At 37.0% G+C, this 12,464-nt stretch carries 13 protein-coding genes; 2 read left to right on the top strand and 11 right to left on the bottom strand.

Annotation, left to right across the window (positions count from 1 at the left end; all coding sequences use genetic code 11):
• Positions 1-188: 188 nt before the first annotated feature.
• The 3 genes from SFC47_RS01655 to SFC47_RS01645 all read right to left on the bottom strand — a co-directional run bounded on the left by SFC47_RS01655 (position 189) and on the right by SFC47_RS01645 (position 3,577).
• A complete protein-coding gene (locus tag SFC47_RS01655) occupies positions 189-665 on the bottom strand; it encodes a hypothetical protein (RefSeq protein WP_411252535.1) in 477 nt (158 codons plus the stop codon).
• A gap of 99 nt (positions 666-764) precedes the next feature.
• A complete protein-coding gene (locus SFC47_RS01650) occupies positions 765-1,862 on the bottom strand; it encodes an SDR family oxidoreductase (protein ID WP_411252534.1) in 1,098 nt (365 codons plus the stop codon).
• A gap of 134 nt (positions 1,863-1,996) precedes the next feature.
• Positions 1,997-3,577 (bottom strand): peptide chain release factor 3, encoded by a 1,581-nt coding sequence (locus tag SFC47_RS01645; protein ID WP_411252533.1) that lies wholly within the window; start codon positions 3,575-3,577, stop codon positions 1,997-1,999.
• A gap of 185 nt (positions 3,578-3,762) precedes the next feature.
• Here SFC47_RS01645 and SFC47_RS01640 point away from each other — a divergent pair, with 185 nt between their 5' ends.
• Positions 3,763-5,499, top strand: coding sequence for an AAA family ATPase (locus SFC47_RS01640; protein WP_411252532.1), 1,737 nt, complete (start codon positions 3,763-3,765; stop codon positions 5,497-5,499).
• Between the two features lie 62 nt (positions 5,500-5,561).
• Positions 5,562-5,969, top strand: a complete 408-nt coding sequence (locus tag SFC47_RS01635) for a YkvA family protein (protein ID WP_411252531.1) — start codon at positions 5,562-5,564, stop codon at positions 5,967-5,969.
• Between the two features lie 24 nt (positions 5,970-5,993).
• On the opposite strand, the gene SFC47_RS01630 is transcribed toward SFC47_RS01635, so the two are convergent.
• From SFC47_RS01630 to SFC47_RS01595, 8 genes are all read right to left on the bottom strand, one after another.
• On the bottom strand, positions 5,994-6,116 hold the full coding sequence (locus tag SFC47_RS01630; protein WP_411252530.1) for a YjcZ family sporulation protein: 123 nt from the start codon (positions 6,114-6,116) through the stop codon (positions 5,994-5,996).
• 32 nt (positions 6,117-6,148) lie between these two features.
• On the bottom strand, positions 6,149-6,241 hold the full coding sequence (locus SFC47_RS01625; protein ID WP_179158406.1) for a YjcZ family sporulation protein: 93 nt from the start codon (positions 6,239-6,241) through the stop codon (positions 6,149-6,151).
• A gap of 120 nt (positions 6,242-6,361) precedes the next feature.
• Positions 6,362-6,787, bottom strand: a complete 426-nt coding sequence (locus tag SFC47_RS01620) for a CotY/CotZ family spore coat protein (RefSeq protein ID WP_411252529.1) — start codon at positions 6,785-6,787, stop codon at positions 6,362-6,364.
• 22 nt (positions 6,788-6,809) lie between these two features.
• Complete coding sequence (locus SFC47_RS01615) at positions 6,810-8,030, bottom strand: ATP-grasp domain-containing protein (RefSeq protein WP_411252528.1); 1,221 nt, start codon at positions 8,028-8,030, stop codon at positions 6,810-6,812.
• A 235-nt stretch (positions 8,031-8,265) separates the two neighbouring features.
• Positions 8,266-9,459 carry a Ger(x)C family spore germination protein gene (locus SFC47_RS01610; protein WP_411252527.1) on the bottom strand — a complete coding sequence of 398 codons (1,194 nt, stop codon included), beginning with the start codon at positions 9,457-9,459 and terminating at the stop codon, positions 8,266-8,268.
• Positions 9,456-11,060 (bottom strand): spore germination protein, encoded by a 1,605-nt coding sequence (locus SFC47_RS01605; protein ID WP_411252526.1) that lies wholly within the window; start codon positions 11,058-11,060, stop codon positions 9,456-9,458. Before SFC47_RS01605 ends, SFC47_RS01610 begins: the two co-directional genes overlap by 4 nt.
• Positions 11,008-12,177 carry a GerAB/ArcD/ProY family transporter gene (locus SFC47_RS01600; protein ID WP_411252525.1) on the bottom strand — a complete coding sequence of 390 codons (1,170 nt, stop codon included), beginning with the start codon at positions 12,175-12,177 and terminating at the stop codon, positions 11,008-11,010. Before SFC47_RS01600 ends, SFC47_RS01605 begins: the two co-directional genes overlap by 53 nt.
• Positions 12,174-12,419, bottom strand: a complete 246-nt coding sequence (locus tag SFC47_RS01595) for a hypothetical protein (RefSeq protein ID WP_411252524.1) — start codon at positions 12,417-12,419, stop codon at positions 12,174-12,176. Before SFC47_RS01595 ends, SFC47_RS01600 begins: the two co-directional genes overlap by 4 nt.
• Positions 12,420-12,464: the final 45 nt, after the last annotated feature.

The raw sequence follows: 12,464 nt of genomic DNA, 5'->3' as shown, positions 1-12,464 counted from the left end.
AAAGGCTATCTTTACCTATTACAGTTACTTCAGTATTATCTTTTGAACTAGAATAGGTCTGTTTTTCTCAAGCAGGCTCTCGCCTTCCTCTCAGGTGGTATGTAACGCCCGTATCCATTAAAGAGGTACGTTTACATAGCCCTCTTTTATGGGGGCATAAAAAAAATTATCAACAAAAAAGCTGCAAATCAGTCTTTGATTGGCAGCTTTTTCCGAAATAATATTAACCATCTGATTAAAAAACCAATGAGTACTCCAGGTATGACAAATAACATTGGTAAAAAAACAGGACCAGGATGAACATTAAAAATGGTAACCTTTGGTGAAATCATTAATCCAACCGTTACAAAATAGGCAGAAAATACAAATGGCAAATAGGAATGCTTTTCATCAGAAGGCATAGCATATCGATATCCATCCCACATCGAAAACATATAAACACACGGATAAAACATTAGCCACTGGTAGTTTACGACCGATTCAGCACTTTTTATTTCACCTAGGAAACTGTACATAATTGCACTATTAAAATGACTGTTTACATTAATAATAAATTCTAAAATCACAAACAAAATCCCCTTGATATACTGGCCGCTTAAAAGCTGACTGAATCCAGGAAAGGCAATACTCCATAATACCGCTTCTAATTTACTCATTTTTTTCATTTCACTATCTCGCTTCTGGTGTAAGTTACTTCCAATTTAGTTTTACCAGTAACGGACTGAATAAACGAGAAATAGAAGAAATATTTTCACCATACTTTATCATGTAATGGGAATATGATAATTAGGATTGTCCTTTTGTTTAAGGTAAAAGGCTGTCATTGGCTTTAAACCATCCTTAAAATCAGGACATATGATTCCTGAATCCTTCAAATCCTTCACTGCATGTGTGCAATCAAAGTGTCCCATCCAAGTAAAATAATCGAGTGCTTCTTTTTCAACTTTGAGATACTTTCTCATCGGCTTTATGGACAGAAACCATTTGGCAACTGTTAAAGGAAGAGTACCAATTGGTTTTTTCCTTATTAACTCCTCCATCATAAAAGTATAAATTTCAACAGCTCGATAGGGACGAGGATCCGTTAAATGATAGGTCTTACCAATCCCTTGTTCTAAGAAACCGAGATAAGCAGTTGCCTGAATGATATAATCTATTGGGACTAAATTTACAAATGCTTCTCCCTTGCCCAATTTCGGCAGAAGAGGAAGAAATTTCAATCGTTCTAAAAAATTCATCATAAAATATGGTCCATCAAATTTGATTGTTTCTCCTGTTTTAGAATGACCTTTGACGATCCCAGGACGGATAATGGTAATGGGGATATCCTTTTTTAATTCTTCCACCAAAACTTCGGCCTCGTATTTAGTTTCCTCATAATGATTTTTAAAACTTTCCGGCCGAATAAGCTCGGTCTCGTATAGCGTTCCTTCACGAGTACCCACTACATATGCTGTACTAAAATATACATACCGTTTTAATTGAGTCAATTCTCTTACCCAGTTATTCACATTGTCTGTACCATTCACATTAATTTTATAGGCAACATCCCTTGGTACTGCCAAATCATAAATCGCTGCAAGATGAAAAACATGGGTTACCTTTCCTTTAAGAAAGTCTAGTATATCATTAGAAATCATTAGGGATGGCTGTGTGATGTCACCTTCGATCAGCACAAAGGACTCATCTTTCAGGCCAAGTTCTTCGACAATGGCTTGACGTTCCTTCCTTGCTTTATCCATCATCCCTTGAAGAACAAGAACATATATGACTCCCTTGCAATGATTCCTTCTTAAAATTTCACGAATTAACTGGTTGCAGATAAAACCCGGAAATCCTGTAAAAAAATAGCCATATTCCATTATGATTCCTCCCAAAAAATGTTAATGATATTTGTACTAATTGTATGTCGTTCTTGAAAATATAGTCAAGAAATAAGTCTGAATTTTCAGTTTTCATTTCTCGAAAAAATGACGGGATTAAACCCGTCATTTCTTTACTCATGCTGATCCATTGGATTATAAAGCTTCACACTTGGATTTTTTTCTTGGAACCAACGAAGTGCAAAATCATTTTCAAATAAAAAGACATAGTGATCGAAGCGATCCTTTACAAGAAGACTTCTAGAGCTTGAAAGATTTTCATCCACGACATCTCCCTCAACCCATCTTCCAATTTTGGATCCCATTCGCTCCATTAGTACCTCAGCATTGTATTCGTTTCTCATTCGATGTTCAAATACTTCAAATTGTAATTGCCCAACAGCTCCTAACAAGTAATCATCAGTTTTCACTGTTTTATAAAGCTGAATCGCACCTTCCTGCACAAGCTGTTGAATACCTTTATAGAATGACTTTTGTTTCATTACATTTTTAGCAGAAACCCTGACAAAGAGCTCAGGAGTAAACTGCGGGAGTCTTTCAAATTGGAAATTCTCTTTACCCGAAGTAATGGTATCCCCAATTTGGTAAGTACCTGTATCATAAAGGCCGATAATGTCTCCGCTGACAGCCTCATCTACAGTGCTTCTTTCCTCAGCCATAAAGGAAGTCGATTGAGAAAGCTTAATTTGTTTACCTAATCGCGGGATATTTACGGTCATACCTCGTTCGAATTTCCCCGAACAAATTCGGACAAACGCAATTCGGTCACGATGAGCAGGATTCATATTTGCTTGAATTTTAAAGACGAAACCTGAAAATTGCTCAGCTAGTGGATTAATTTCACCTGAGGTTGAATTTCGAGCCATCGGTGCTGGAGCAAATTGCAGGTATGTCTCAAGAAAGGTTTGGACTCCAAATGTGGTTAACGCACTTCCAAAGAAAACAGGAGTAATCTTTCCATCGGCAACTTTTTCAGCAGAAAAATCATTACCAGCTTCGTTTAAAAGCATAATTTCTTCGAGCGTTTGGTCATATAGCCCAGAAACCTTTAATGGGTGGTCACCTTCTATTTCTCCCTCATTATTTAAAGGAATGAACCGATCTTCTTCATTCACTCTGAATTGTTCAATGCGATTATAATATCGATCATAAATTCCAAGAAATTCTTTTCCCATTCCAATTGGCCAGTTCATTGGATAGGATTCAATTCCAAGTACCTCTTCTAATTCAGCAAGCAGCTCTAATGGTGCTTTCCCCTGCCGATCCAGCTTATTAATAAAAGTAAAGATAGGAATTCCGCGCATCCGGCACACTTTAAATAGCTTTAATGTCTGCTCCTCAATCCCTTTTGCAGAGTCAATAATCATTACTGCACTATCTACAGCCATCAAGGTACGATAGGTATCTTCACTAAAATCCTGGTGTCCGGGTGTATCCAAAATATTGACACGGAAGTCATTATAATCAAATTGCATTACACTGGATGTTACAGAAATTCCACGTTGTTTTTCAATTTCCATCCAGTCACTTGTCGCAAATTTTCCTGTTTTTTTCGCTTTTACTGTTCCGGCATCGCGTATAGCCCCGCCAAACAATAATAACTTTTCGGTAAGTGTTGTTTTCCCGGCATCCGGGTGAGAAATAATCGCAAAGGTCCTGCGCGAAAGTACTTCTTCTTTAAAATTGATACCCATTTCAAATTCCTCTCTTTTAACAATCAAAAATTTTTCTCGTACCCTTTATCTTATATGTCACGGGTAAAATTTGCAATGCTTTAATACAATTCAACTGGAAATCCATTTCCACCCATTCCCACATCCCCTTTTGTTATTTTCCTTTTATAATAGAATAAGACTCTGTATGGAGGAGATGACTATACATGAATACAAGTAAAAAACTAGTTTCAAAGATCCTTCCGCTCATAATAGCATCATTACTATTAATTGCAGGGATTTCTTGGGTAATACAAACAACAACTGCTAAAATAGAAATCCCGTTTTCTTCAGTAGAAAATATTATTCAGAAACAAAATGGCAGCTCGGTTACACTAACTGAACATTCAGATGGCAGTCTACATCTTGAAGCAGATGGCCACAAATACGTTTCACATATTCCTCCAAATAGCCAAATGGTTGGGAAGCTGGTTGAAACATACAATATAAATTATTCATTTTCAAATAGCAGCCGCTTTGGTAAATGGATTATGGCAGGTATACTGCTTGCCCTTGTAGCAGCAGCTCTGGTGCTTCAAAAAACCAAAGGCGGTATTGGCCTTTCAAACTCGATGAAGAATAGTGTTTCACAAGCACGCCCTCTTCCTGCCATTAGTTTGGAAGACGTTGGCGGCATTGGGGAGGAAATGAAGGAAGAAATCCTTCAAACACTTTCAACACTAAAAGAACCTGAAAGGGCCATTAAAATGGGGATTAAGCCCCCAAAAGGTATCCTCTTATATGGACCTCCAGGTACGGGAAAAACATTACTTGCTCAAGCTATTGCACGTGAATTAAATGCAGCTTTCTTCTCAGCCAGCGGTTCTGCTTTTAATGAATTATTTGTTGGTGTTGGTGCCAGCAGGGTCCGCTCATTATTCCAAACCGCAAGAAAACAAGGACCTGCTGTCATTTTTATTGATGAAGTAGATGCACTAGCCGGCAGAAGGAAAGCACACGGCGGAGAGGAAGCAGAAAAAACTCTTACCGAACTGCTAGTTCAGCTTGATGGCGGGCATTCAAATGACGGAATTCTATTTATTGCTGCCACAAACAGAAAAGATATGCTCGATGAAGCTTTTTTAAGACCTGGCAGAATAGACTTCACCTTCCAGGTACCACTCCCTGATACAAAGGGAAGAAGAGAAATTATTGATATCCATACAAAGGGGAAAGCACTTAGCGGTGAAGTCTTAGAGTCTTTAGATGAACTAGCTGAAAGTACGTCCGGCTTTTCTGGAGCAGAACTCCAATCACTATTTGAGACTGCCTCAAGACGTGCCGTACGAAATGGGCAGGATGTCTTAACAAAAGGTGATCTTGATTACGCTCTTGATCGTACCATATTAGGAAGTACTTCTCGTTCTTTACAGGACTATGAAACGAAGCGTCGTGTGGCAATCCATGAAGCAGGTCATGCCATTGTTGCTTCATTAACAAAGCCAGGGTCTGTCAGGAAAGCTACGATTATCCCACGTGGTGAAGCACTTGGTTATGTGGCACCAATACCAAAAGAGCTGCATTTATCAACAACCAGTGACTTATTAGACAGGATTGCAATGGTTCTAGCCGGCGGCGTTGCGGAAAGGATGCACCTTGGCGAACATAGCATTGGTGTCAGCGGAGACGTTCAGCAAGCTAAAAAAATAATTGAACAAATGGTAGATACCGGTATGCTTCAAGGAGGATTCACTTTAACCTTTAACAAACAGGATAAGGAAATAAAGATGCAAGAACTCTTTGACAAAGGGATAGAAAAAGCAGAAAACCTGATTAAGAGTCATCAACATCAGTATCAGCTTTTAGTCGATCGTTTATTAAAGAAAGAAACACTTGAAGGCTATGAGGTTGAAGAAATTGTCCGGGGCAAGACTTCAGAAGTGAATGATGATATTTCTGCATAAATGAAATGCGTATTCCTGAGGTACACTATCTTTATGTATTCCACTTAAGGAAGTGTATGTAAATGATTGACTCAAAACTCGATTTCGAGATCAAAAAACAACAAAAAGGGGCTCATAGCTACCTCGATAATCCTAAAAAGACCGAAGGGTTACTCAAGAAGGCGATCTTAAAGGCAAAAAATAATAAAGGCACCTTAGGAGAGGCCTGGGAAAAGCTCCAATTATTTTTTGAATTAGTTCAAGCATATTCAAAAGGCGAATATCGCAAAGTTTCTCCAGCAACAATCTTAACGGTCATTGGGACAATCCTATATTTTGTTTCTCCGGTAGATGTGGTTCCAGATTTTTTGATCGGCTTGGGAATCCTTGACGATGCAGCGGTTATTACCTTTGCGCTTAATAAATTATCAACTGAAATTGACGAATTTAAGGATTGGAAAAAACTTGCTGCAAAAAGCCCTCTTGATTAATCAAGAGGGCTTCCGCTTTTCTTTTTATCTAAAACATGCTGCTCCTACGATGATCAATAGGATGAATAAAACTACGATTAGTGCGAAGCCTCCGCCATATCCACAGCGTCCGTAGCCAAAGCCGCCATAACCATATCCATAATGCATATTTTTACCCCCTCATTAATTTAATAGTATACTCAGCACCAAGAAGCCCCGATAATAATTAACAAAATGAACAATACAACTAGAAGGGCGAAGCCTCCGCCATACCCGCCATGTGAACCAGACATTTACATTACCTCCTTTTTTCATTCCATATATCCTATTCATCTCGCCAAAAATGTGCGATAGACACATATAGAAATAAACTGCTTTTCAAAAAAAAGAATAAGCCCATTCTTATGGGCTTACTAACATTTTGGTTCTATAATCGGAAGTAATCGATTTACTAATTTAGGTGACAACGGCTGTAATGAAGTAAAGCAGGAGAGGTCTACAATAATACAATTCGATGTTGTTCTTAATGAAAAAACATCCTCGCATATACTTACTGGACAACCATCGATATCGACTGGTTCAAGAAGAGATAATGTAGCACAACATCTTTCTTCATCAATTGCTTCTAGTTTAAAAACATTTGTTATAAAAAAATCTCCATTATTTGTCCAACCCCAAGCCTCAAATTGACATTCCTTCGTTGAAAGTATAAATGGAATCGTATCATATCCAAAATCTCCGTTCACAAAGCGAAAATCTTCAAAGGATAGTTTTTTTTGTTCTGCCAACAGTTGTTGCAGGTCGTGACAAACGCATGTGTTCCTTTTATGTTCCCCCATAATCAAACCTCCTTTCAAATATTTATATAAGCTGCAAGTAAAATTGAATTTGCTGCGCACCATTTATGGCGCATTTCCTTGCCTCACTTGTAGAATCAGCACCAGCTAATACATACCCATAACGTTGTCCCATTGAGCGTGGTGGTGTGACAATTTGACCTGTTTCAGCTTTTGTGAAAACCTCAATTACACCATCTTGTTGTATAGCAGAATCACTCCCTGTGACTTTAAGTAATTTCCCAACAGTGTTAACGATTAAATAATGGGCATAGATAGCCTTTTCACGTTTTTTTGTTAAATCTGGCTCTTTACCTGCATACAGCTTTATTGTCTGTTCAGCAAGATTAACACCAAATGCTTCCTCAATCATCCGATTCATAGCTCCCCCTGCCATTCTCGGATTAATTTCAATCAGTTTCCAGCCTTTATTGGTTAATTTCATTTCTAAATGGCAAGTACCATTTCTAATTTGAAAATCCTCTATAATAGAATAGACAGTCTCATTTAAATCAGGAAGTTGTTCCAATATCAACTTAGGACTGATTGAATAACCTGTAATAATAAACCGTTCGCCTTTTGTTACTTCTTGTTCAACAATTGCCACAATTGATATCTTGGAATGATACACCATAACTTCAACCAAATATTGTGGTCCCTCAAGATATTCCTCTACTAATATAGGAAACTCAGAATTTTTTCTAAAAAGCTGTTTTATTCTCCTCCTGCATTCCCAAATATCCTCAACAAAAAAAACATCCTTTGAACCATTTGATTGTGGTGCTTTAATAATTAGTGGAAATTGTTTTTTTAACTCCTTTAGCTCATGTTCAACGGCTCCGGGTGAACTTAGCACCTTAAAGAAAGGATTATAGTTCTTACCTGTTAAAAATCTCCTAGTTAATATTTTATCGCTCATAATCTTCAAGGGTTCAAACGTGAGCGGTGTAGTACAAATTATATTCGTGAGCAAGGCAGCCAAATATACATACTCATCTAAAAAGCTAATAAAACAGTCGATACTTTTCCCCTCGTTTATTAGGTCAGTTATCATTAAGATTATTTCATCAGTATCTGACATATTGATAAGCCGTACCTCATCTATCTCTTTATAATCCTCCCTTTCCTCTGCAAAAATGGTGCGATTTGTTAAAAGGATTGTCTCATACCCTAGTCTTTTCGCTGCTTTTATTCCTTCATAACTCGATCCCGTTTTATTCGTACCTAAAAAAACGATTGCTTTCATCTTCTGCACCCACCAAAGATTTTCATCACCTTTTTATGTGATAGTTTATCTGTTACAATAAAATATTCTTTTTCTGATGGTTGGTGTAGGCTAGTTCATTATGTACGACCAGTTATTTGACCAATAAATTTAATGTGTGACAGATGCCTGTGAAAAAAATAATGGACAAGTGTTTAGAAAACAAAAAACCATATCTAAAGGTATTAATCCTCAATTGATATGGTTTAATAAAAAATTACTTTTGTTCACTAAAAAGACTCTTCGTGCGGATGCCGGATCTTCTTATTTTGACATTTACATCAACATTGACGATTGCATCCTTGAAATACTCATCCCAATGCTTTTCAATTCGTTTGAAATTATCATAATCTTGGCGATAAAGTATTTCACCAAAACCAAAAATATCTGACTCAAATTCTTGCTGAAGCTTTTTTATGGTTCCTTCAAGATTTTTTTTAATTTGTTTTTCCGTTAACTTTCCGAATTTCTTAAACGTATTAATCTGCGTTAAATCATCTTTACACTGGCTGCTGTCTAAATAGGCCTCAGCCCTAACCTTAAGATTAATCATTGCTTTGCCCTTAACTATCCTGGCTTTTGATTTTGTCACTGTATTGAAAATACGCACTCCTAGGAATTTATTTTTACTACAATCCACAGTTACTACCGTTTTATCTAATTTATTTGTAATCCATAAATAATTCCTTGCATCCTCGAGCTGGAGAAAATCTTGGAGTTTATCTTCTTTTAAAATGGCCATTGAATCAACTAGTACCATAGCATCTGCTGCACCTTTTTTCATATTTTCAACACTGCGGCCTTTTTCAAGGTCACCTTTTATCGTTAATGCAGCCATTACTCCCCTTCTTCCAGAAGATGTATAAGCTTGAATGAAGTCGTTCAATCGGATATCTGGATCTCCCCCCCAACTTTCTACAAAAGTACTCAATTGTGTATGGAGTTTTAAGGAAGATGACTTTTGCACAAGATAAGTTACCTTAAGGACATCAGCCGCTTTTACATTCCTTGCTGTAACAATGTTAAAGTCATCCCTAATTTCACGATTTCTTTCCAAGTAATCGATAAAATCAATTATGCCTTCTTTGAGAACGTTCTCGCCTATAACCAGTACCTTCATATGTGAAAATATTAGGTGTTTTGAAATACCAACATTCATTTTTTGAGATAATTCGGCCAAAGTATCCCCTTTTAGTGAAAAAACAAACGATGGTGCAAATCCAGAGGCAGTTTTATCACTTAATTCTTTGGCGTTTATACCTTCAACTGTTAATGTGTACTTATCATCATCACCCTTATCTACTGCCATCCCAACCACAACTGTTATCTCAGAAATTTCTCGATGGTCCCAGCACCCGCTCAATATCATTACAATTGTGATTATTATTAATGTGCCTTTAAGTAGTCTCAACTTGTGTTCCCACCCTTCACGGGAGGTGGTGAAGGCGGCGAAGCTGAAAATACTTTCTGCTCTGATTCCGTTATTAAATATTTTGGTCTTTTTTTCATGTTCCAAAATGGGAACCTAACAAACACATCCTTTTGATCCTCAATTATAAAAGGTGCTATAGGTGCCAAATAGGGCACTCCAAACGACCGTAATGCTGCTAAATGGGCAACCATTGCCACTAGAACAAGTAACACCCCATATAAGCCTAAGATAGCGGCAAAAAGGATTAGTAAAAAACGCAATAATCTAGAGGCAGTCGCAAAACTGTATATTGGGGAAACAAAATTAGCAATTGCTGTAATCGAAACGACAATAATCATGATGTTTGAAATAATTCCGGCTTCTGCGGCGGCTTGGCCAATGACCAAAGCCCCAACAATCGATACCATCTGGCCAACAACTCGAGGCATCCTAACTCCAGCTTCTCTTAGGATCTCAAAGGTAATTTCCATCACCAATACTTCTACAACAGCCGGGAATGGGATCCCTTCACGCTGTGAAATAACACTTAAAAGTAAGGTGGTTGGCAATAATTCATGATGATAGGTCAACACACCGACATAAATAGAAGGGGTCAATAGCGCTATCATAAAGGATAGATAACGAATCATTCTTAAGAAGCTTCCTAAAAAAAAAGACTGATAATAATCCTCTGGACTCTCAAAGAAGCTGACAAAAACAGCAGGCACAATTAAAGCAAATGGCGTACCATCTATTAGAATGACCATTTTCCCTTCCATTAAGTTAGCAGCTACTGTGTCTGGACGTTCCGTATTTAGTGCCTGTGGAAACAAGGTGAATGTCTTATCAGCTATTAACTCCTCAATATTGCCGCTCTCAAAAATGGAACTAACTTTTATTTTCTTTAATCTGTTTCGAACTTCTTGCAGTATTGATTCGTTTGCTATGCCATAAAAAAAACCCAAATATACAGTTGTCTTAGTATCTTCACCAATTGTATATTGTTCAAAATGAAGATTTTTGTTGCGGATTCTTCGTCTAATAAGGCTTACATTTGTTGAAATGGATTCTATAAAGGCATCCTTCGGTCCTCTGATAACGGTTTGCGAAGTAGGTTCTGCTACCGATCTTTTTTCTCCATTCATTAAGTTAACGGATAGTGCATTGTCTATACCCTCCACAACAATCACAATGCTGCCATTAATAATTTCATAGATGATTTCATCTCTTGAACTTGCAATTTTACAGCTTGCTCCGCCAAATATCCCTTTACAGAAAGCTGTTAATTCATCAATATTACTCAGATGTTCCTTTTCGAAAGAGGTGGAGGATAAAAATTTTGATGTAGTTTCCTTTAAACTTGTGGAATCAACCATACTTTCTAGAAAAATAATCGAGAAGATTCTCTCCGATTTTCCACCTTCGATTACCTTTAGATCCGCTGAATTTCCAAAGGCGGTAACCACCTCTGCTTGCATATTATCAACGGAAAATTCTAAGCACACCTCTGCCTCTTCCACTTTTTTTTCAATGGTCCTTATTTTATCTTCAATTTTTATTGGTTTCTTTAATAAACGACGATTTGATTTGTCTGGAGCCATCCTGATCTCCTTTACTTTTCGACTTGCTTCTATGTTGTTTCCACTTCACCAATAGAAAAAGGATTAATGGAAGTACAACTTGAAATGGAAAGTGCAGGTAATAAGGAACCATTTTAATGCCCTCTTGGATATGATCAGCAAAATCTACGGACACTAAGATTGAAAATAATGAGATAATCATTGATACGGGAAGGGCAAAATACCGATACGGCTGATTAAAAATATATTCCAGCCCTTTTAAACCAGCATAAAAAAACATGGAACCTTTGATAAAAACACCTAACATAATCATAAATACAACCAATGCATCAATTCTTTCTATAAAATTACCAATGGAAACGACTCTTGCAGTACTTAACAAGGGGAAATTAGATCTTGAAACAGAATCAACACCGAGAGAAATAACCATTAAAAATGATGAGGCACTTAGAAGTATCGTTGCAATACCCACACCCGCCATTGAGACGCGAAGACTATATTTTTTATTGGTCAAATTTGCGTATATGACACTAAATGCAATTATTTCTCCAAATGGAAAAAATGCTAATTCCGTAAATGCTGTTTTCATGACAGGCTTTAATCCCTCACCAAGGATGGGCTGAATTTGCTGAACCTCTACGCTTCCACTTGCAAATAAGAAAATAGCCAACAATAAGAAAAAACCAAAAATATAGGGTGTAAAAACTTCTGATGTCCGAGCTAGTACTTCAATTCCCAAATACATAATATAAGCCATTAAAAGGCAGAGGGTTAGAGACATCATTTCAATCGGTGTATTTGGTAAAATAGCAGTTGCCATTAACTCTCCGAAGTCCCTTACTACTCTGCTTGATATATATAGAAAATAAACAATGTACATAAATGTGCAAACAATCGTTACTTTCCTGCCTATACAAAATTCAAAAACTTGAAAAATATTTTTGTCTGGGAAGCGAAATACAAAAAAATGAACTAAATAAATGATAGTGATACCTATTAATCCACCAATTAATATGGCTAACCAAGCATCATTTTTTGCAGTTCCACCGACACCAACGACAATTGAACTGCCAAGTAAAAAATTAATTAACAGTGTTAGCAGCTGACTTAATGATATATTCTCCTTTTCCATTCTCATTCTTGTGTCCTCTCATCTGCATTGCTTTTTCTTTTTGAACGATGGATACGCATATCGATGATAACACTTGAAATCAAGCCTAAAGCAGCGCCAAATAGGGCAATATATCTGCCAATTGCAATTTCAGAATACAAAATATTAATTATCGCTTCTAAAAAAGAGTACTCAAATAGCCTCATGTCAAAAAGGCCAATAAGTATAGTTAATAAAATAATAAGTGCAACAAAAGAGAATGTTACCATTTTGGATATCCTCATTACCGTCTTTACCTTATCTTTCCAAAAAAA

Source organism: Neobacillus niacini (assembly GCF_046591715.1).
Taxonomy (GTDB): Bacteria; Bacillota; Bacilli; order Bacillales; family Cytobacillaceae; genus Neobacillus; species Neobacillus niacini_L.
Note: the sequence above shows the minus strand (reverse complement) of the source record. Positions and strands in the feature narration are given on the sequence as shown.

What these genes read in the sequence shown, in the direction of transcription:
- SFC47_RS01655 (WP_411252535.1), bottom strand. Translation starts at nt 665, where the DNA reads ATGAAAAAAATGAGTAAATTAGAAGCGGTATTATGGAGTATTGCCTTT.
- SFC47_RS01650 (WP_411252534.1), bottom strand. Translation starts at nt 1,862, where the DNA reads ATGGAATATGGCTATTTTTTTACAGGATTTCCGGGTTTTATCTGCAAC.
- SFC47_RS01645 (WP_411252533.1), bottom strand. Translation starts at nt 3,577, where the DNA reads ATGGGTATCAATTTTAAAGAAGAAGTACTTTCGCGCAGGACCTTTGCG.
- SFC47_RS01640 (WP_411252532.1), top strand. Translation starts at nt 3,763, where the DNA reads ATGAATACAAGTAAAAAACTAGTTTCAAAGATCCTTCCGCTCATAATA.
- SFC47_RS01635 (WP_411252531.1), top strand. Translation starts at nt 5,562, where the DNA reads ATGATTGACTCAAAACTCGATTTCGAGATCAAAAAACAACAAAAAGGG.
- SFC47_RS01630 (WP_411252530.1), bottom strand. Translation starts at nt 6,116, where the DNA reads ATGCATTATGGATATGGTTATGGCGGCTTTGGCTACGGACGCTGTGGA.
- SFC47_RS01625 (WP_179158406.1), bottom strand. Translation starts at nt 6,241, where the DNA reads ATGTCTGGTTCACATGGCGGGTATGGCGGAGGCTTCGCCCTTCTAGTT.
- SFC47_RS01620 (WP_411252529.1), bottom strand. Translation starts at nt 6,787, where the DNA reads ATGGGGGAACATAAAAGGAACACATGCGTTTGTCACGACCTGCAACAA.
- SFC47_RS01615 (WP_411252528.1), bottom strand. Translation starts at nt 8,030, where the DNA reads ATGAAAGCAATCGTTTTTTTAGGTACGAATAAAACGGGATCGAGTTAT.
- SFC47_RS01605 (WP_411252526.1), bottom strand. Translation starts at nt 11,060, where the DNA reads ATGGCTCCAGACAAATCAAATCGTCGTTTATTAAAGAAACCAATAAAA.
- SFC47_RS01600 (WP_411252525.1), bottom strand. Translation starts at nt 12,177, where the DNA reads ATGAGAATGGAAAAGGAGAATATATCATTAAGTCAGCTGCTAACACTG.
- SFC47_RS01595 (WP_411252524.1), bottom strand. Translation starts at nt 12,419, where the DNA reads ATGGTAACATTCTCTTTTGTTGCACTTATTATTTTATTAACTATACTT.